Origin of the sequence: Tenacibaculum sp. 190130A14a (genome assembly GCF_964048965.1) — a bacterium.
Taxonomy (GTDB): domain Bacteria; phylum Bacteroidota; class Bacteroidia; order Flavobacteriales; family Flavobacteriaceae; genus Polaribacter; species Polaribacter polynesiense.
Genome location: NZ_OZ040189.1, coordinates 552,533 through 573,051, shown reverse-complemented (window position 1 = coordinate 573,051; position 20,519 = coordinate 552,533). Strand labels below are relative to the sequence as shown.

21 protein-coding genes are annotated in these 20,519 nt (G+C 31.4%); 11 read left to right on the top strand and 10 right to left on the bottom strand.

Annotation, left to right across the window (positions count from 1 at the left end):
- The 4 genes from ABNT22_RS02810 to ABNT22_RS02795 form a co-directional block, all read right to left on the bottom strand.
- On the bottom strand, positions 1 to 519 hold the full coding sequence (locus ABNT22_RS02810; RefSeq protein ID WP_348716294.1) for a thioredoxin family protein: 519 nt from the start codon (positions 517 to 519) through the stop codon (positions 1 to 3).
- A gap of 97 nt (positions 520 to 616) precedes the next feature.
- Positions 617 to 2,380 carry a peptide MFS transporter gene (locus tag ABNT22_RS02805; RefSeq protein ID WP_348716292.1) on the bottom strand — a complete coding sequence of 588 codons (1,764 nt, stop codon included), beginning with the start codon at positions 2,378 to 2,380 and terminating at the stop codon, positions 617 to 619.
- Between the two features lie 71 nt (positions 2,381 to 2,451).
- Positions 2,452 to 3,840, bottom strand: coding sequence for a peptide MFS transporter (locus tag ABNT22_RS02800; protein WP_348716289.1), 1,389 nt, complete (start codon positions 3,838 to 3,840; stop codon positions 2,452 to 2,454).
- 4 nt (positions 3,841 to 3,844) lie between these two features.
- The gene (locus ABNT22_RS02795; RefSeq protein WP_348716287.1) at positions 3,845 to 5,989 is read right to left on the bottom strand and encodes a S9 family peptidase; all 2,145 of its coding nucleotides are present in this window, start codon (positions 5,987 to 5,989) and stop codon (positions 3,845 to 3,847) included.
- Positions 5,990 to 6,131: 142 nt separating this feature from the next.
- On the opposite strand from ABNT22_RS02795, the gene ABNT22_RS02790 reads away from it, so the two are divergent.
- The 4 genes from ABNT22_RS02790 to ABNT22_RS02775 all read left to right on the top strand — a co-directional run bounded on the left by ABNT22_RS02790 (position 6,132) and on the right by ABNT22_RS02775 (position 10,552).
- The gene (locus ABNT22_RS02790; RefSeq protein WP_348716285.1) at positions 6,132 to 7,865 is read left to right on the top strand and encodes a hydroxymethylglutaryl-CoA reductase, degradative; all 1,734 of its coding nucleotides are present in this window, start codon (positions 6,132 to 6,134) and stop codon (positions 7,863 to 7,865) included.
- 91 nt (positions 7,866 to 7,956) lie between these two features.
- The gene (locus ABNT22_RS02785) at positions 7,957 to 8,886 is read left to right on the top strand and encodes a GYDIA family GHMP kinase (protein WP_348716283.1); all 930 of its coding nucleotides are present in this window, start codon (positions 7,957 to 7,959) and stop codon (positions 8,884 to 8,886) included.
- 11 nt (positions 8,887 to 8,897) lie between these two features.
- Complete coding sequence (locus tag ABNT22_RS02780; protein WP_348716280.1) at positions 8,898 to 9,341, top strand: GNAT family N-acetyltransferase; 444 nt, start codon at positions 8,898 to 8,900, stop codon at positions 9,339 to 9,341.
- Complete coding sequence (locus tag ABNT22_RS02775; protein ID WP_348716278.1) at positions 9,341 to 10,552, top strand: NAD(P)/FAD-dependent oxidoreductase; 1,212 nt, start codon at positions 9,341 to 9,343, stop codon at positions 10,550 to 10,552. Before ABNT22_RS02780 ends, ABNT22_RS02775 begins: the two co-directional genes overlap by 1 nt.
- On the opposite strand, the gene ABNT22_RS02770 is transcribed toward ABNT22_RS02775, so the two are convergent.
- Entirely contained in the window at positions 10,549 to 11,169 is a 621-nt protein-coding gene (locus ABNT22_RS02770) for a hypothetical protein (RefSeq protein ID WP_348716275.1), read from the bottom strand. The two genes, ABNT22_RS02775 and ABNT22_RS02770, sit on opposite strands and share 4 nt — an antisense overlap.
- Positions 11,170 to 11,253: 84 nt before the next feature.
- Here ABNT22_RS02770 and ABNT22_RS02765 point away from each other — a divergent pair, with 84 nt between their 5' ends.
- Positions 11,254 to 12,027, top strand: coding sequence for a sterol desaturase family protein (locus ABNT22_RS02765; protein WP_348716273.1), 774 nt, complete (start codon positions 11,254 to 11,256; stop codon positions 12,025 to 12,027).
- On the opposite strand, the gene ABNT22_RS02760 is transcribed toward ABNT22_RS02765, so the two are convergent.
- The 5 genes from ABNT22_RS02760 to ABNT22_RS02740 all read right to left on the bottom strand — a co-directional run bounded on the left by ABNT22_RS02760 (position 12,017) and on the right by ABNT22_RS02740 (position 15,036).
- Positions 12,017 to 12,361, bottom strand: coding sequence for a 5-carboxymethyl-2-hydroxymuconate Delta-isomerase (locus ABNT22_RS02760; RefSeq protein WP_348716270.1), 345 nt, complete (start codon positions 12,359 to 12,361; stop codon positions 12,017 to 12,019). The two genes, ABNT22_RS02765 and ABNT22_RS02760, sit on opposite strands and share 11 nt — an antisense overlap.
- Before the next feature lie 11 nt (positions 12,362 to 12,372).
- Positions 12,373 to 12,606: a hypothetical protein gene (locus ABNT22_RS02755; RefSeq protein WP_348716268.1), complete on the bottom strand. Its 234-nt coding sequence runs from the start codon at positions 12,604 to 12,606 to the stop codon at positions 12,373 to 12,375.
- Positions 12,607 to 12,673: 67 nt separating this feature from the next.
- Entirely contained in the window at positions 12,674 to 13,582 is a 909-nt protein-coding gene (locus tag ABNT22_RS02750) for a DUF6624 domain-containing protein (RefSeq protein ID WP_348716266.1), read from the bottom strand.
- A gap of 4 nt (positions 13,583 to 13,586) precedes the next feature.
- A complete protein-coding gene (locus ABNT22_RS02745; RefSeq protein ID WP_348716263.1) occupies positions 13,587 to 14,630 on the bottom strand; it encodes a serine hydrolase domain-containing protein in 1,044 nt (347 codons plus the stop codon).
- A 31-nt stretch (positions 14,631 to 14,661) separates the two neighbouring features.
- Positions 14,662 to 15,036, bottom strand: a complete 375-nt coding sequence (locus tag ABNT22_RS02740; protein WP_348716261.1) for a MotA/TolQ/ExbB proton channel family protein — start codon at positions 15,034 to 15,036, stop codon at positions 14,662 to 14,664.
- 199 nt (positions 15,037 to 15,235) lie between these two features.
- Here ABNT22_RS02740 and ABNT22_RS02735 point away from each other — a divergent pair, with 199 nt between their 5' ends.
- Genes ABNT22_RS02735 through ABNT22_RS02710 form a run of 6 tightly spaced genes read left to right on the top strand, consistent with a single transcriptional unit; the run spans position 15,236 to position 20,519 of the window.
- Positions 15,236 to 16,294, top strand: coding sequence for a sensor histidine kinase (locus ABNT22_RS02735; RefSeq protein ID WP_348716259.1), 1,059 nt, complete (start codon positions 15,236 to 15,238; stop codon positions 16,292 to 16,294).
- Positions 16,287 to 16,994 (top strand): LytTR family DNA-binding domain-containing protein, encoded by a 708-nt coding sequence (locus ABNT22_RS02730; protein WP_348716257.1) that lies wholly within the window; start codon positions 16,287 to 16,289, stop codon positions 16,992 to 16,994. Before ABNT22_RS02735 ends, ABNT22_RS02730 begins: the two co-directional genes overlap by 8 nt.
- Positions 16,995 to 17,028: 34 nt before the next feature.
- Entirely contained in the window at positions 17,029 to 18,108 is a 1,080-nt protein-coding gene (locus tag ABNT22_RS02725) for a diphosphomevalonate decarboxylase (RefSeq protein ID WP_348716255.1), read from the top strand.
- A 17-nt stretch (positions 18,109 to 18,125) separates the two neighbouring features.
- Positions 18,126 to 18,620, top strand: coding sequence for a hypothetical protein (locus tag ABNT22_RS02720; protein ID WP_348716253.1), 495 nt, complete (start codon positions 18,126 to 18,128; stop codon positions 18,618 to 18,620).
- Between the two features lie 50 nt (positions 18,621 to 18,670).
- Positions 18,671 to 19,597 carry a mevalonate kinase gene (locus ABNT22_RS02715; protein WP_348716252.1) on the top strand — a complete coding sequence of 309 codons (927 nt, stop codon included), beginning with the start codon at positions 18,671 to 18,673 and terminating at the stop codon, positions 19,595 to 19,597.
- Between the two features lie 7 nt (positions 19,598 to 19,604).
- Complete coding sequence (locus ABNT22_RS02710; protein ID WP_348716250.1) at positions 19,605 to 20,519, top strand: geranylgeranylglycerol-phosphate geranylgeranyltransferase; 915 nt, start codon at positions 19,605 to 19,607, stop codon at positions 20,517 to 20,519.

Genomic DNA, 20,519 nt, shown 5'->3' with positions numbered 1-20,519 from the left:
CTAAATTGAACTTTTAAAGTTCTTTTCAAAATCTTTCCAAGCAGTTTTTTTATAATTGTCATTGTTAAAATAAGCCAATACCTTTTCAAATCTTTCTTTGGCTAAATAACCTGGTACAGTTTGTATTAACTTTAAATCTTTATCGAAAAAAGCTGTAGAAGGGTAACTCATTTTACCTCTCATAATAGCTGCCGCTAATTGATGAAATTTACTTCTTCCTTGCTGAACATATTTAAATGTTTTCCCCTGAAAAGTGATATCATCCTTTCCTTCTCCATCCATTTTAACTGCGTAATAGTTATCATTAATGTATTTGATAATGATTCCATTTTTATATGTAGTTGCATCCATTTTCTTGCACCAACCGCACCAGTCTGTATATAAATCAACTAAAATTGGCTTTGGATTCTCTTTACTCTTCTCAATAGCCTCTTCAAAAGACAACCAGTTTATTTCGTTTTGCGCAGTCATTTGTATAGTGCCTACAAATATAAATGCTAGTAATATTAATTTCTTCATACCCTATAAGTCTCAATAAGTATTCCAAATTTACAAAAAAACCTATCAAGTTTTTACACTCAATAGGTTTTTAGTTTATTTTAACGTTTGTAAAATCTTATTTTACTCCGTGCATTAACCTTTTAAGTAATGGATGAAGCGCAAACGACAACAATCCTAATGCTATTGGAACTATCGTGAAAATCAAGAAGAAAAATGACAATCCACTTTCTTCAGTAATTTTTTCTATATCACCACCAATATAATGTGCCAATTTATTCCCTATAGCAATTGCTAAATAGTATACCCCAAACATGAAGGCAACCATTCTTGCAGGAACTAACTTACTCAAATACGAAAGTCCCATTGGTGATAAACATAATTCTCCAAGCGTATGAAACAAATAAGCTAACACTAACCAAACCATACTTAACTTAGCTGTTTTAGCTCCTAAAGGGATATCACTAGCTGCGAATGCTAATAACCCAAATCCTATAGCCATAATAATTAAACCTAATCCATATTTAACCGATGCTGGTGGATTATATTTACTATCCCACCATTTAGTAAATAATGGCGCAAAAGCAATAATGAATAAAGAGTTTAAAATAGCAAACCAAGTAATTGGCACTTCCGCTTTTGGATCACTAAACTCAATATATAACTTGTATAAAATAATTGCCCAAACGATCAAGAAACTAACCCCTAAAATTATGTTTGATAAACTTATTTTATTAAAGGTTTTTTTGAAAAGACTATATAATACGTAAGTAATTATTCCCATTGGAACAACTGTCACTAATAAATCAACTATTTTAAAAACACTTCCAGCTGTTCCTTCTAATACCCTATCAGTAAAATCTCTTGTATAAATTGGTAATGAACCTGCAGCTTGCTCAAATGCTGCCCAAAAGAAAATTGTAAATAAACAGAAAATTGTAAATGCAATCATTCTATCTCGTTCAATTCTCGTATACCTAGGTATTCTAACAATTAACAACAAAATAAAACTTATAGCCGCGACCAATGCAAAAAATAAAGAATCTCCCATTCCAGCAACTGTAAAGTTCAATGCTTGAATATCACCAATTTTACTTAGCGGATCATTTATAATAAATATTAAAGCAGAAACTATAAAAACACCTATTAAAGAATAATCAAGAACAGAAAACTTGTTTAGCTTCACTCCTCCATTATCAGGATTCTCTACTAAAGTATCTATCATGTCTTTTTCTTCATTTTTAGGCTTATCACCTAAGCTTCCAAAAATAGGTTGAGCATAATAAAACTGAAGCATTCCTAACAACATGAAAATACCTGCTAGTCCAAATCCGTAGCTCCATCCTACTTTTTCTCCTACCCATCCACAAAGCATAATTCCAATAAATGCTCCTGCATTTACTCCCATATAGAAAATGTTATACGCTCCATCTTTCTTATCATCCTTACCAGCATACATTTTAGAAATAATAGAAGTCATGTTAGGTTTAAAGAAACCATTTCCTACAATTAACAACGCAATACCAATATATAAAAAGGTAGGTGTTTCTACAGCCATAGCAGCATGTCCTAAGGTCATTAATAACGCCCCTATAACAACAGCCATTCTATAACCAATTTTATTATCGGCTAACCAACCTCCAACTATAGGTGTTAAGTACACAAAAAGTGCATATGTTCCCAATAGTGATAATGCAGCCGAAGTATCCCAACCCCATCCTGGATTGTTACCAGTAACAGCACCAGTTAAAAATATTACTAAAATAGCACGCATTCCGTAGTAAGAAAAACGCTCCCACATTTCTGTAAAGAACAACACAAACAATCCTGCTGGGTGTCCTAAAACCTTGTCTTTAAATAGATTTTCTATATCTGAACTCATATTATAAATGTATATAATTTAACATAACAAGCCTCGTAATATTCCTATTACGAGGCTTGTTTTTATTTTAATTAGTTTCTATCTGCTAATTCAAATCCTTCTGCTTCCTCATGTATTGTTCCTTCTTTATCTTCAACACCATGAGTTAACTTTTCTAGTTTTTTCCTGAATAACAACATCAATGCACCAAATGCGACACAAAAAACAGCAATTCCTGTAAATATGGTTAACTCTCCGAAACTTTCTGCTGACTCTCCTAACAATCCAGCCACCTTATTTCCTAATCCGGTCATTGCAAAATAAACTCCCATCATTAAAGATGCGTATTTTACAGGAGCTAGTTTGGTTATATATGATAATGCCACTGGCGAAATACATAATTCTCCTATTGTATGGAATAAATAAGCTAGAACTAGCCAATACATTGCCGAAGCTCCATCTGCTTCATACTGTGCTGCAGCTCCAGTCATAAAAAAGAAACCTGTTCCCATAATTATTAGTCCTAATATCATTTTAAACAAAGAAGATGATACTTTACCTTTTAACTTTCTATGAGCCCAATAACCAGCAACAGATGTTCCTAAGAAAATAATAAACATTGCATTTAAAGATTGAAACCAAGATGCTGGAACTTCCCATCCCATTAACATTCTATTAGTTTTCTCTTTCGCATAAATATTCATTAAACCACCAGCTTGCTCAAACGCTCCCCAGAAAATTATTACTAATAAAAAAGAAATTAACAATACAACCACTCTATCCTTCTCTACAGAAGTAAGTGGTTTATTCATTGCTTCTTTATCTTCTAAATTTTCCGATGCTCCAAGGAAATCACCTACTCCTCTTAAGTGCTTTTGACCTAAAACGTACTGCAATAATCCTAAAGCCATTCCTATTCCTGCAAGACCAAATCCATAATGCCACCCATATTTCTCTCCAACATAACCTACAATTAAGGCTGATAAAAATGCACCTACATTAATCCCTATATAGAAAATAGTAAATCCTTTATCTCTACGAATATCTCCCTGCTTATACAAACCTCCTACCATTGTTGAGATATTTGGTTTTAACATTCCAACACCAGCAATAATTAACCCTAATCCTGTGTAGAAGGCCCACATTTGTTCTATCGCTAATACACTATGACCAGCTACTAACAATATACCTCCATACAACACAGATTTCTTTTGTCCTAAAAATTTATCTGCTATCCAACCTCCAGGAATAGACATAAGATATACTAACATTGTATAAGTTCCATACAATGATAACGCATCTCCATTGGTCCAACCTAACCCGGCATTTGAATCCGTAGTTTTTGCAACTAAATACAATACTAGAATTGCTCTCATACCATAATAAGAAAAGCGTTCCCACATTTCTGTAAAAAATAGCACATATAGTCCTACTGGATGCCCAAATAATTCCTTTTGTTTAATAGAAGTTGAATTTGCCATAGTTTTATAAGTTGTTTTTAATAAAGTTTGTCATTTTTGTATACAAGTGTAAACGTGTATTTCCACCGTAAATTCCGTGATTCTTATCTGGGTACATTCCCCATTCGAATTGCTTATTTGCTTGAATTAAAGCTTCTGCCATTCGATATGCATTTTGTACGTGCACATTATCATCTCCTGTACCATGAATTAAAAGGTACTTTCCTTTTAATAATTCTGGGTAATTTAATGGTGAATTTTCATCGTATCCAGAAGGATTTTCTTCTGGTGTACGCATATAACGCTCTGTATAAATAGTGTCATAAAATCTCCATGTAGTTACAGGAGCTACTGCGATTGCAGTAGAAAACACATCATTTCCTTTTAACAAACAATTGGTACTCATATGACCACCAAAAGACCAACCCCAAATTCCAATTCTTTTAGCATCTACATATGGTAATTCTGCCAACTTCTTTGCTACTGCAATTTGATCTTCTGTCTCGTGCTTTACCAAGTTCATGTACGTTACTTTTTTAAAGTCACGTCCTTTATATCCTGTTCCTCTTCCATCTACACAAACAATGATATATCCATCTTGTGCTAACATTTGGTGCCAATAATCATTAGACCCATTCCATCTGTTTGCTACTTGCTGAGATCCTGGCCCTGAATATTGATACATTAATACTGGGTATTTTTTTGATGAATCAAAATTAGCAGGCTTAATCGTATACATGTTTAACTCTTCTCCATTGACAGTAATGGTAGAAAATTCTTTTTTACTCAAATTAAACCCTGCAATAGCTTCCTTTAAAGCTGCATTATCTTTGATTGTCTTCAACACTTTACCATCTGCATTTCTTAATGTATACACTGGTGGTGTATTTGCATCAGAAAATGTATTGATAAAGAAATTTTTATTGTTACTAAAAGAAGCTCCGTTAGTACCTGATGCTTCACTTAATAATTTTTTATTTTCCCCTTTTAAAGAAATACTATATACTCCTCTATTAATAGAACCGTTTTCTACTGATTGGTAATAAATAGTATTCTTCGAGGCATTATAACCATAATAAGAAGTAACATCCCAGTTTCCTTTGGTAACTTGATTAATTAATGTTCCTTTATTATCATAGTGATAAATATGATTATATCCGTCTTTTTCACTTGTCCAAATAAAACTATTGTCATCTAAGAACGTTAAATCATCGGTAACGTCTACATAAGCCTTATCAGTTTCATTTAACACTAGAGTACTTCTGTATGTTTTCGCATCAACAAAGTACATTTTTAAATCATTCTGATGACGATTCAATGTACGAACTGCCAACACATTTGCGTCTTTTGTCCAGTTAATTCTAGGAATGTATTCATACTCTCCAAAAACGATTCTTGCGGTATTATTCGATTCTAATGAATACATATATAAGGTAACCTTTGCGTTATCTTCTCCTGCTTTTGGATATTTAAAAACATGTTGTGATGGGTATTTCCCTTTTCCAAAAACATCCATTGAAAATGTCTTCACTTTACTCTCATCAAATCGTAAAAATGCTAAATTCTTACTATCTGCACTCCATTCAAATGCTCTTACAAATCCAAATTCTTCTTCATACACCCAATCAGTAATACCGTTGATAATTTTATTCTTTTCACCATCGGTAGTTACCTTTACTAGAGTATTATCAGAAAAATCTCTAATAAATAAGTTGTTATCCTTAGCATACGCTACTTTTTTACTATCTGGTGAAAACGTAGGACGCTGAATATCTTCTCCAATCAGTTTTAATGATTTTGTTTCGATATCATACAAATAATACGTTCCTAAAAACGAACGACGAAAGATTGGTTTAAACTTGGTTCCTAAGATTAATTTACTTTCATCATTATTAAAATCATAAGATTCAAAGTATGCTAAGCCATTTAAATCTTCGCTATTTACAATTGTTGCTACTTTTTCTAAAGTTTCATAATTGTATTTATCTACGGTAGAACCCGTATTGCTATAATTTAAAAGTGAGTAGAAATTTCCATTCATTGAATTCAATGAATTCATATAATCGGCTCTAAATGTGCCCTTTTTCCAAATATCCTGTAGAGTAATGTCTTTTTTTTGTGCTTGTAATAGTGAAGTCAGTCCTAAAAAAAAGATGATTAATTTCTTCATTTATAGTTGTTGTTTACGTAAAAAGTTTGCCAAGTTTACGGAAAAATCATCAAAAATCAGTCCTAAAAAGTTATAAATCGTGAATATAAAAGAGATTTTAACAGGATTCATTTATCTTTGACGCACCAAAAATGAAGATAGAATGTCGAAAATTATTTCAGGATTTTCAAAACTTACCAAAGAAGAAAAAATTGATTGGTTAGCTAAAACCTACTTTGATAATCAACCAGAAATTATACAAACGTTAAAACAATATTGGAATGTAGATGCTTCTTTACAGCAATTACATGATGATTTTATCGAAAATACCATTACTAATTTTTATATGCCTTATGGTATTGCACCAAACTTTGTAATTAATGGTCGAGATTATGTAATTCCAATGGTTGTTGAAGAAAGTTCTGTGGTTGCGGCTGCTTCATTAGTTGCTAAATACTGGAGTACTCGTGGTGGTTTTAAAACTGAAGTGATTGCTACGACAAAGATTGGTCAAGTACATTTTATGTACTCTGGAGATAAAGAAGATTTAATTACTTATTTCAATCAACAAAAAACAGAATTATACGCAGCAACGGCTTCCATTACTAAAAACATGGAAAAACGTGGTGGTGGAATTTTAGATATTGAATTAATAGATAAAACAGATAAACTTGCTAACTACTATCAGTTACACGTTACTTTTGAAACTAAAGATTCTATGGGTGCGAATTTTATCAATTCGTGTTTAGAAGCAATGGCTAAACAATTTCAAAAAGAAGACATTGAAATTGTTATGAGTATTTTATCAAACTATGTTCCTGAATGTTTAGTAAGAGCTGAAGTAAGTTGTAAAATTGAAGAATTGGGTGGTGAAAACCCAGAAAAGTTTGCTCAAAAATTCGCTCAAGCTGTTCAAATTGCAGAAATAGAACCTTACCGAGCAGTTACTCATAATAAAGGTATTATGAACGGTATCGATGCAGTAGTATTAGCTACCGGAAACGATTTTAGAGCCATTGAAGCTGGAGCACATGCTTATGCTTCAAAAGATGGACATTATAAAAGTTTAACGCATTGCGAGGTCAAAGATGGAATTTTTAGATTCTGGATTGAAATTCCATTGGCTTTAGGAACTGTTGGTGGATTAACTGCTTTACATCCTATGGCTAAATTATCATTAGATATGATGGGCCGCCCGTCTGCAAGAACCTTAATGCAAATTATGGCTGCCGCAGGATTGGCTCAAAACTTTGCTGCTTTACGTGCCTTAACAACAAAAGGAATTCAGCATGGACATATGAAAATGCACTTGCAAAATATATTAAATCAATACAACGCTACTTCAGAAGAAAAAGAACTTATTACAAAGTACTTTGAAAACAGAACTGTTTCGCATAGCGCAGTAGTTGAAAAAATAAAATCTTTACGAAAACCCGAAGTAAATTGGGTTAACTTTTTAAATAAAGAAGAGCTTTCAAAAAAACTAATGAGTTTACAAGCAGATGAGCATCCATTATTTGGAAAAATGAATGGACAGCAAATGATTGAACACTTAGGTTTCTTGTTAAAAATATCTAATGGAAAGGTTGTTCTTGAAGAGTTTGTTAGTGAAGAAAAATCAACCAGAAGAAAGCCTTTTTTAGATACTGAAAATGAAATTCAAGTTGGTTTTAAGGCTCCTATGTTATCTGAAGAACCTTACCCTGTTAAATTTGATACAATTCAGGAGTCTATCAATGATTTATTTTCGCAAATAGATAGGTTTGAAAGCTTCTTTAAAGAAAACCCTAATAAAGCTATTGTACATCCTTTCTTTGGAGAGTTAGATTATGAATACTGGAAGAAATTTCATGTAAAACATTTTACACATCATTTTAAACAATTCGGATTAGTATAAAATAGGTGTTACCTCGAGCGCAGTCGAGAGTTCACTTAGATATAACCATAAATAGCAATGGTCTCAACTGCGTTCGACCTGACAAATAGTTTTGAAAAAGCTTTACAGTAACGGAAAATTATTATTAACTGGAGAATATGTAGTTTTAGATGGTGCAACATCTTTAGCACTACCTACTAAGTTTGGTCAAGACTTAACCATCGAACCAATTAAAGAACCTCAGCTTATTTGGGGTAGTTTTACACATACCGGTGAATGTTGGTTTGAAGCTAGTTTTGATTTACCTAAACTTCGTTTAACCTCTGCTACTTTTAACTCAAACATTGAAGGAAGCACTGAATTTATAGCAGAAACATTACAATGTTTATTACAAGAAGCTAGACTATTAAACACATCATTTTTAAATGAGCGTCAGGGTTATATTGTAAAAACTAATTTAGATTTCCCTAGAGATTGGGGATTGGGTAGTTCTTCTACTTTAATCAATAATATTGCTACATGGGCAGAAGTGAATCCGTTTACACTTTTATGGAATGCTTTTTCTGGAAGTGGATATGATATTGCCTGTGCAAAATACAATACTCCTATTTTTTATCAATTAAACGATAAAAAACCAATTATTGAAGAAATATCTTTTTTACCGAACTTTACTCAGGAATTGTTTTTTGTTCACTTAAACCAAAAACAAAACAGTAGAGAAGGCATTGCTCAGTATAGACAAAACAAAAAAGACATTACTCAAGAAATCAACGATATTTCTGTTTTATCAAAGGAGTTCATTCAATCTTCTTCTATAAATGATTTCAATAAATTAATTATTGAACACGAAAGAATTATTAGTTCTATTATTAAATTGACTCCAGTAAAAAAGGAATTGTTCGCAGATTATTTTGGAGAAGTTAAAAGTTTAGGAGCTTGGGGTGGTGACTTCGTTCTAGTTACTGGAAATGAAGACACTCCTGATTATTTCAAACAAAAAGGATTTGAGACTATCATTCCGTATTCAAAAATGATTTTATAAAATTACAGCTTATGATTAGGGCTTTTACCAAAGAAGACAAAGAATCTTTGTTGAAGTTATTAGACTTAAACACTCCTCAATATTTCGACTCTTCTGAAAAAGAAGATTTTATCGACTATTTAGAAAATCAAACCGAAGATTATTTTGTTGTTATCGAGCAAAATCAAATTATAGGCTGCGGTGGTATTAATTATTTTAATAACCAGAAAGAAGCTCGAATTTCTTGGGACATGATTCACCCTGAGTTTCATGGAAAAGGAGTAGGTAAAAAATTAATGAATCATAGACTTCATGTAATTAACAACCATAAAAACATTGACCATATTGTTGTAAGAACTTCCCAATTTGTTCATCTTTTTTATGAAAAAATGGGATTTAAACTTCAACGTATTGAAAAAGATTTTTGGGCAAAGGGAATCGACATGTATTTTATGACTAAAGAAAATAGCATCTAATGAATAGGGTAATCATTATTGGTGGAGGAGCGGCTGGTTTTTTTACAGCAATCAATGCAAAAGAGTTCAATTCTAATTTGGACATAACCATTCTTGAAAAAGGGAAAGAGGTATTGCAAAAAGTAAAAATATCTGGTGGAGGTCGTTGTAATGTTACGCATGCTTGTTTTGAGCCTAAAGAACTCACAAAGTTCTACCCTCGAGGTCAAAAAGAATTATTAGGTCCCTTTCATCAATTTATGACTGGAGATACTTTTGAGTGGTTTGAAAATAGAGGGGTTCCTTTAAAAATAGAGGAAGATAATCGTGTATTTCCAGAAGCCAATACGTCTCAAGCTATTATTAACTGTTTTCAATCATTAGTTGAAGATTTAAATATCAAGGTTTTAAAAAACCATGGAGTAACTTCTATTGAGCAACAAGAAAATGAATGGTTCGTTCATACAAAAGACCGAACATTTACAGCTGATTATTTAGTTGTTGCAGCAGGAAGTAGCAAAAAAGTTTGGGACCTAGCTAAAAGCCTTAACCATTCCATTATTCAACCAGTACCTTCTTTATTTACTTTTAATATTAAAGATGATAGAATTTCAGATTTAGGGGGAATATCCGTTCCAAATGCTACGGTTAAAATTTTAGACACAAAACTTGAAAACTACGGTCCATTATTGATTACACATTGGGGATTAAGTGGCCCTGCAGTATTAAAATTATCAGCGTTTGGAGCTAGAATATTAGCCGAAAAAAGCTATCAATATAAAGTAGAAGTAAATTGGTTAGGAAGTAACCCTGCTTCAATTCTTCAGGAGTTACAAAGACTTAAGAAACAACAAGCTAAAAAACAAGCTTCTTTAAAATCTCCTTTTAGCGAAGTACCTAGAAGATTATGGGAACGATTTGTAAAAGCTGCTGAAATAAAACCAAGTCAAAATTGGGGAGATTTAAACAATAATCAACTTCAAAATTTAGCCAATCAATTAACAAAATCTGTTTTTAATGCGAACGGCAAATCTACTTTTAAAGAAGAATTTGTTACCGCTGGTGGTGTTGATTTAAAAGAAATTAATTTTAAACGCTTTGAAAGTAAACTACACAAAAACTTATTTTTTGTTGGTGAAGTCTTGAATATTGATGCAGTAACTGGAGGATTCAACTTTCAAAATGCTTGGACTGGAGGATTTATTTGTGCAAAAACTATTGCGGAAGGTTAATAACTCATTACGGTTCCGTAGTATAGTAATTGAAAAGTTTTTACATCTAACAGTAAATAATTCATTGCCATCATCATTCCGTAGTTCGATTTATCGTAGAACAAATGATTGAAATAATCTATTTTATTTTGATCAAAGTCGAAATACTCTTTATGGGTATTAAATCTTCCTTCATAAAAATTTTCCAGTTGTGAGAGCTTATGAACATTAATCTTTAACGAACAGTCATACAAACTATCTATTTTTCTTTTAAGCTTTGTTCCTTTATACGTTAAACGACCATTTGATTTAAAAATGGAGTTTTTATAAGCTTCTTTTCCAAGCAAATCATACAAAATACTTTCTGTACCTACTTCTTTTTGTATTCTCTCAATATATTTAGACAAGTTGTTTGATAATCGATTCAGCTCTCCTACTCTTACCTTTGTTTTCTGAAACATTAATGGTTTTTGAGCTGCTTGTTTTTCAAAGAAAGAAGTTCTTCCTTCAATTAGTTCAGATTGCACTCTAATTGCATCAACAATAGAAACATGCGCATTGTATGCCGTATAATTATGTTGAGCAAAGCTTTCAAAAAAACAAAATAGAACACTTATTATGACTCCTATTTTCTTCATATGATATTTTTTACGTAAGATACTTTTTTTAAAACAAACCTTGACCTAAATATTTTTGTTAGCTTTAACAACCAATTTTAGATCATGATTTTAGACAATAGTTTTATTCATTTTTGGTTTCGAAGTGCTTCAACTGTATTAGTTCGTTATCTACTTTTTGCAAGCATTACTTTTCTATTGTTTTATATTCTTTTTAAAAAGCAACTATGGTTTCGAAAGATTCAAAAGAAACTACCTAAATTTAAAGATTATAAAAGAGATTTTGGTTACTCTATTGTATCGGTAACCATTTTTGCTACAGTATCGTTGATTGTTTTTTATTACCTAAAACCTTACACCAACATCTATTATAATTTCAACGAATACTCTAATCTATATTACGCCTTAAGTTGGATATGGATTTTCTTTTTACACGACACTTATTTTTATTGGATACACAGATGGATGCATCGACCTAAGTGGTATAGAAAAGTACATTTAATTCATCATAAATCCACCAATCCTTCTCCTTGGACAGCATACGCTTTTCATCCTTTTGAAGCATTTTTAGAAGCTTTAATAGCACCATTAATTGCGTTTACGCTTCCTGTACACATTTCATCAATTGGATTGTTTTTCCTATTTCAAATTGGATACAATGTATATGGTCATTTAGGATTTGAACTATATCCTAAAGGGTTTCACAAAACATGGATTGGAAAATGGGTAAACACCTCGGTAGCCCACAATTTACATCATAAAAAATTTCATGGAAATTATGGATTGTATTTTCTTTTTTGGGATAGAATAATGGGCACTTTACGTGAAGATTATGATATTTCTTTTGAAGAAACTACTAGTCGTAATTCTAAACCATAGATTTATTACAATACCCTATTTTTTCAAAATCTCTAATATTCATAGATACAATTGGAGAATTTGGAAAAAGGTCTTTTAATACTTTTACAATACTTGAAGAGAGTTTATTCTTTTGTTCTGTTGTTCTTCCTTCCATAATATTTCCAAATACATGAATAAAATCGTCCTTCTTACCTCCAACAATATAATCTTCATATACTTTTATTCGAACTTTGATATCTCCTTTTGCAAAAAGTTCTGATGCTTCTGCAGCTTCATAAACCAACTGCATTACTTCTTGCTTAGAGGTGTTTTTGATAAGATTATCAGAACATTCAATAATAAAATGTGGCATCGTAGTTTGATTTAAGCTAATTCTCCTCGGTGAGGTTTTAAAGCATCTCTAAAAGTTTTCATATGCTCCTCATCTACGATTACAAAAGCAATGGTATGCATTTCATTAAGTTCTTTATAATTTACCTCGTGATAAGGTAAATTATCAATCTGAGCAAATTCAGTTAAGTGAATGCAGTGATGCTTTGCAGTTTCTAATCCATCTGGACCTTTAAAATCCCAGATTAATTTTATTCTTCTATTCATACTACAAAAATACCCAATTCTACTGAGAGAATTGAGTATTTCTACTAATTAACCAAAAACACCATCTCTATTTTTGTTTAACATTCCAAGTGTAATTTATCTTTCTTTTCAAGTATTCTTTTAACGGCCCTAAACCTATTTCTTTTCTTCTTTGATCCACATATGCCGGATCCTCTATTGGAAAGGGTTCTAATTTTCTCATGGCATTATATCGAAACTGCATTCCAAAAAGTTGTGGTTTGTTAGCATTAACTAAAATTCTATCTTGAATTTTGGCATATTCCATACAACTTCCCTGTTTATTTAAACAGGCCTCCTTAATTCTAGGCAAGTACTTTACTCGAATAGCATCTTCTTTATGATGATTAATAACCAACAAAGGTCCATCAGCTGCCAACTTCCCTACCATTTCATATGTAGGCCATCCTTTTTCTTTAATCAAACGTTCCATTTCAACAAAATTCCCTTCCCCAATTTTCTCCTTCATTTTAGCCAATGGATAATACCAATGTGGAGCTTTTCCTTGTTTCATATAATGCCTCTTTGCCATATCTAATTGATAATCTAAAGCTTGATCTTTCATGATAATTCTTAGAAGTTGTTTTGCATACAAAGGATTTTTAAGTTTTCCTTTTTCTTTCTGATATTTCTCAAGCTGCTGTTTTTCAATAGCCGGCCATCTTTCATCTTCTGTCAACGATAACAAATCATTGTCTGCTAAAGCCCATAAAGAGTTATCATTTTTCAACGCTTTATTTAAATAATGAAAAGCACTGTCTTTTTGATACATGATTGCATAGGCACAGGCTAAATTGTAGGTATTTCCATAATTTGAAGCATCCCTTTTAAACACTTCTTTATACGCAACAATAGCTTTCTCTAAATCCCCTTCTTTTCTAAAAGCATCTCCTTTGTTTTCTTTTTGTCCGAACAAACCAACTGAAAACAACAGAAAACATAGTACTAATTTTCTCATATCTTTATTTTTTTGCTCCAGCAGAAAGATAGGTTTGTAGTATTTGAATGGCAGTTTGCGTTGCTGGAATGGTAGCTGCATTAAATGTAAAAGCAATAGATGTCTTTAACCCTGGTAAATACACTGCTAATGATTGATATCCATCAATTCCTCCATCATGTCCATAAATGGTCATCCCTTGAAAATCTAACACAGATATACCTAATCCCCATTCATTTACTGGTGTAGTCATTATTTCAATAAGTTCATTTGAAATTATTTTCCCAGTAAAAAGTGCATTAAAAAAAGTATTCACTTCTTTTGCTGTAGACGCTATCCCTCCAGCTCCTTTAATAGATTTTAAATCAGTTTCTTGATAAATAGGCGTCCAACTATTCTCCTTCAAAAAATATGAATATGCTTGGTTCTTTTTAGGCTTCAACTTCTTTCCAAAAGTTGTTCTTTTTAAATTAAGTGGTTCAAAAATTCGATCTTGTAAAACTCTTGCAAATGGTTTGTTTTCTATATTTTCTATGATAAATGATAAAAGAATATAGTTAGAATTTGAATAAGCGGTTTGTGTCCCTGCCTCAAAAACAGTTCCTCCTTTTATAATTTTACCAAGCATCTCTTTTCTATTCCTTGGTTTACGTATCCAAGTATGAAACCCTTCTTCATCAGTTATATTATACAAACCACTTTGGTGACTTAACAAATGTTTTATCGTTATTTTATTTGCATTGGGCACCTTTGAAAAGTACATACTTAGTGATGTGCTTAGCTTAAGTTTCTTTTCTTCTACTAACTTTAAAATCACACTAGCAGTAAAAACTTTCGATATTGACCCTATCTTATACTTGGTATTCTCATTTGCTATTTTGTCTAGAGCCAAGTTTGCTTTACCAAAAGATTTATTATAAACCTCCATTCCATTTTGAAAAATAGAAACTGTTCCCATAGCCTTTTGTTCTGATTCAAAAGACGTCAAAAGTTGATCTAATTCTGCTTGCTGTGCATAGGTAAAAAAAGAGCATAGCAATCCCATAAAAACAATTATTTGTTTCTTCATAATTATAATTTTAAAAAGTATTTGAATCTTTTTACGCTTCTCCTTTTTTAAGAGTCAACCCAATAATTCCTAATCTAGCAATTAAGAAAACAACCATTCCAAAAGTTGGACATAAAAGCGCCACTTTTAAACCACCAGCTAACACTTGCGGAGTTATTCCTGTAGCAACAGATATTGCATCAAAAGCACCTATTAAACCAATCATTTGTCCTAAAAACCCCCAAACTATCGCAAACAAACTAATATGATGTACTGTTTTTTTAAGGACTCCTTTTTCATCTCCTCTAAGAAAAGAAAAAGCAATCAAGCCAATACAAGCCAACATCATAAAAAATAATGGGTACATAAAAACTGGTCCTCCTTCGTTTAACCTATCGAAAAACTGTCCAAAAATTAAAAATCTCATTGTATTAAATTTTAAAGTTATTATGCTCCAAACTTACTGGAGTTATTGACTCCTATTTTTTAATTTCGATATGATGCGAAATTAAAAACTAAAACTACACTTTTTGCAGGATAACCTGCAATTTTGTTATTCACCTCTTTTTTTTCGTTTTTTATCGCAAAAAACATCTCTTTTTCAAAAAAAGAAAGATATTGCACTAATGAAAAAAACTTCGTCAATACTTAAATGGTTAGCTACAGCAGCAATTCATGTTTTATTTTGGATTGGAGTTTACTTTTTTTACACCTATTTCTTAGGGTATGGTACCAAAAACACCGCTTATGTAAATAAATTTTCGTTGTTTTTAATGCCCATTACTGTTTGTACCGGCTATTTCTTTTTATTTTTTCTTATTCCTAAGTATTTATTACAAAAAAAACAAGGATTATTCATACTCTACACGGTTTACACATTTATTGTAAGCTCTTTTTTTATTATTCTGTCTATTCTTTATGGTTTAGTATTCTCATATAATCTCACAGTAAATGAAGCTTCTCCTTTAACCAAAACACTCCCCTTCATTGTATTTGGAGTTTACTTTGTAGTTTTAGTAGTGATTATGTTAGGCTTGGTTATGCATAATTATAAATCTGCTTTAAAAAGTGAAGATTTAAAAAATAAATTCTTGGAAACACAACTACAATTAAAGGAACAAGAATTGAAGTTTTTAAAAATGCAAATACATCCGCATTTTCTATTCAACACTTTGAACACTTTATATGGTTTTGCTTTAAAAAAATCTGACAATGCTCCAGACATGATCTTGAAGCTATCCAACTTATTAGATTACATCTTATATCAAGTAGAAAAACCAAGTGTGTTATTAAGTAATGAAATTCAACATATTGAAGATTATATAGCACTAGAAAAAATGAGGTTTCAAGAAAATTTACACGTTAAATTTGACAAGGAAATTCATACTAGTATAATTCAAATTGCTCCTATGATTTTACTACCTTTTGTTGAAAATGCTTTTAAACATGGTAAACATATAGATGGTAAACTAAGCATTCAAATTAGCTTAAAAACATCGAAGGATTTTTTGTTTTTCTATATTAAAAACTCTGCTACAAAAACATCTCTCCTTAAAAAAGGAATTGGTTTAGAAAATATTAAAAAAAGATTGCACATGTTATTTGATGCTAACTTCAATTTAAACATTCATCAAACAGTGACAGCCTATGTTGTAGATTTAAAAATTCCATTAAAAAATGAGTAGTATATTAAATTGTATTATAGTAGATGATGAACCGGTGGCTAGAGAAATACTTGCTACATATGTTGAAAAAACACCTAATTTACACCTTATAGCTAGTTATCAAAATGCTCTAGAAGTTATTCAAACTACTCACGATGAAAATATAGATATTTATTTCCTTGATATTAATATGCCTGAAATTACAGGTTTAAGCTTAGCTAAAATATTAGGAAATGCTTCTCATATTATTTTTACTACTGCATACAGAGAGTATGCCGTTGATGGTTTCGATCTTCAAGCAACTGATTATTTGTTAAAACCAATTTCTTTTGACCGTTTCTTGCAAGCCATTCAAAAAATAACCATCCAGCAAAAAAGCTCCACTACTACTCATCAAGAAACTAACACTTCTAACTTTATGTTTGTAAGAGCGGATAGAAAAATGATTAAAGTTGACTTTAAGGATATCTTTTACGTTGAGAGCTTAGGAGATTATGTGAAAATTGTTACTCAAAAAGAAACCATTACCTCTAGAGATACAATTTCTAATTTGGAAGAAAAGCTTAATTCTGATTTCTTCTTAAGAACACATCGTTCCTTTATTGTAAATATGCATCAGATTCACTCATATACAAATGAGTTCATTGAAATTGAAAATAAAGCAATTCCAATAAGTAGAACCTACAAAGATGTTGTTTTACAAAAATTAGCACAAGTGTAGGTGATGTTCTATCTTTACAACAAAATTTAGAGCATTGAATACTTCGGAATTTATTTTTAAATCTTCAGAAAAAAACGTAGAAAACTTAATTACTACTTGGCAAACACCAAGTAACATTGCCTTGGTTAAATATTGGGGAAAAAGCGAACCTCAAATACCTAAAAACGCGTCAATAAGTTTTACTTTGAACAATTGCAATACGACAACAAAAGTTGAATTTACAAAGAAAGAAAAAAGTAATTCGGCTGAGTTTGAACTTTATTTTGAAGGCAAAAAGAAAGATGATTTTAAACCTAAAATTGCAAAATTCTTTGAGCGAATTGCAACATACTGTCCGTATATCTTAGAATATAAAATGATCATACATTCAGAGAACTCTTTTCCACATAGTAGTGGAATTGCCTCTTCTGCAAGTGGAATGTCTGCCATTGCCATGTGTTTGATGAATTTAGAGAAGGAATTAAGTCCTTCTACAACAGAAATTTTTATTAAACAGAAAGCCTCATTCTTAGCAAGGTTAGGTTCTGGTAGTGCAAGTAGAAGTATTGAAGGACCTTTAGTTGTTTGGGGTGAACATCCTGAAATTGAAGGAAGCTCTGATTTGTACGGAATAAAATTCCCACACAAAGTACATCCTATATTTGAAAATTATTGTGATACTATTTTATTAGTAGATAAAGGAGAGAAGCAGGTCTCTTCAACCGTTGGACACAATCTAATGCATAATCATCCTTATGCAGAAAATAGATTTAAACAGGCCAATGATAATCTCACAAAATTAGCCATTATACTTCAAAACGGAGACATCAAAAGCTTTATAGAGTTGGTAGAAAGTGAAGCATTAACATTGCACGCAATGATGCTTACGAGTACTCCTTATTTTATATTAATGAAGCCGAACACTTTAGAAATTATTAATAAAATTTGGGAATACCGACAAGAAACCAATAGCAATATTTGTTTTACTTTAGATGCAGGAGCAAATGTTCATTTATTATACCCTCAAAACGAGCAAGACGCCGTTGAAAAATTCGTTAAGGAAACTTTAAGCAATTACTGCCAAAAAAATCATTATATTTGTGATAATGTGGGCTTTGGCGCTCAGATTGTATAACTTAATTCCCTTTAATTATGAAGACTTCAACATTTTACCTGCTCATGTTGGTTAGTTTTTTAACCTTATCAGCAAACGCGCAAGAAACAATATGGTTTGATGCTAATTGGCAAGAAACCTCAAAAGACAATGCGTCATATTATCGTCCTGCTCCACAGAAAAAAGGAAATGGATTTTGGATTATTGACTATTTTAAAAATGGTCAAATACAAATGGAAGGATTCAGCACCTCTGTAGAACCACACAAAGAGGAATTTGAAGGATTAGTTACCTATTACCATCAAAATGGTAAACCATACCACGAAGCTAATTACAAAAAAGGACAGCTTCATGGAGTTAGGAAAGTATATTTTGAAAGTGGTGAACTAAAAGAACAGGGAAAATACAAAGACGGACAAAGAGATGGTATTTGGAAAACGTTTTATAAAAGCGGAAAGATTGAAACCAAAGGAAAGTACCATAACGGAGAAAAGGTTGGTGTTTGGAAAACCTTTTACAAAAACATTCAATAACAAGTATTTAAAAAATACTTTATTTATATTTGCGGTTAAAACCTATACCTATGAAAGGACCTTTATTTTATGCTAAAATATTGTTGTTTGGAGAGTATGGAATTATTAAAGATTCCAAAGGATTAGCAATTCCTTTCAATACTTACAAAGGAGCATTAAAAACGGTACGTAACTTAAATGGTGAAGCTTTAAAGTCAAATGAAAGTTTGCAGAACTTCTACAATTATTTATCTAATTTAGATTCTGACATTGTTTCTTTTGATTTGGCACATTTAAAAGAAGATATTGATGCAGGAATGTATTTTGACTCTTCTATCCCACAAGGATATGGTGTAGGAAGCTCTGGAGCTTTGGTTGCTTCTATTTATGACAAATATGCCAACGATAAAATTACGGTTTTAGAAAACCTTACACGCGATAAACTTTTACAATTAAAGCAAATCTTTTCTTTGATGGAATCATTTTTCCACGGAAAAAGTTCTGGTTTAGATCCGTTAAATTCTTATTTAAGCTTACCAATATTAATCAATTCGAAAGAACATATTGAACCAGCTGGCATTCCTTCTCAAAAAGAAGGTAAAGGAGCAGTGTTCTTATTAGACTCTGAACAAATCGGAGAAACCGAACCTATGGTTAACATTTTTATGAATAAAATGAAAAACGAAGGTTTTAGAAAAATGATAAGTGAAGAGTTTGCTACATATACAGATGCTTGTATTGATGATTTCTTAAAAGGAAATGTAACATCGTTATTTGGTAATGTTAAAAAATTATCTAAAGTAGTTTTAGCAAACTTTAAACCAATGATTCCAGATGCATTTCATAAAGTTTGGGAAAAAGGTATTCAAACCAATGATTACTATTTGAAACTTTGTGGTTCTGGTGGTGGTGGATATATCTTAGGGTTTACCGAAGATTTTGACAAAGCAAAGAGCATTTTAAAAGAATACAAATTAGAGGTAGTTTACAGATTTTAAATTACTTATGAGTACCAACAACAGAAGTTTAACCTACAAACTATTTAGCCTTTTATCTGTTGTTAGAGGATATAATATACTAGTATTAATAGCAGCACAATATTTGGCTGCTATTTTTATTTTTTCTGATGCACATTCGATTAAAAAAGTAATTTTTGACTGGCATCTACTTTATCTTGTATTAGCCACCGTATGTGTTATCGCTGCGGGGTATATCATTAATAATTTCTACGACCTAAAAGCAGACAAAATTAACAGACCTGTTAAATCTAATTTAGATGCATATGTAAAACAAGAAACCAAACTAAGTTTATATTTTTTTCTAAATTTTGTTGGATTTTGCTTTGGCTGGTTAGTATCCTGGAGAGCTGCTTTATTTTTTGCAATATATATTTTCGCAATTTGGTTTTATTCTCATAAACTAAAAAAATATCCAATTTCAGGACTCATTGCAGCCACAGTGCTTACCATTTTACCTTTTTTTGTGGTATTTATTCATTATAAAAACTTTTCTAAAGTAATTTTTATTCATGCATTCTTTCTATTTCTAGTTATAATGGTTAGAGAATTAATTAAATACTTAGAAAATATCAAAGGAGCTGTAGCGAATAACTATAATACCTTTCCTGTTCAGTACGGAGAGAAAAACACCAAAAAAGCTATTGTATTTTTATTACTTCTAACACTAATTCCTGTTGGCATTTTATTTAACTACCCTGCAATAGAATATATGAAATACTATTTCTATTTAGCAGCTGTTATTCTTGTTTTTATCGGCTTTTATATCTGGAAAGCAACCGATAAAAACCAGTATCGCTTACTACATAATGTTTTAAAAATATTGTTGCTAATAGGTGTTTTTAGTTTATTATTTATTGATAAGACTTTACTTTTAGATAAAGTTGTACAAGTTTTAGATTAA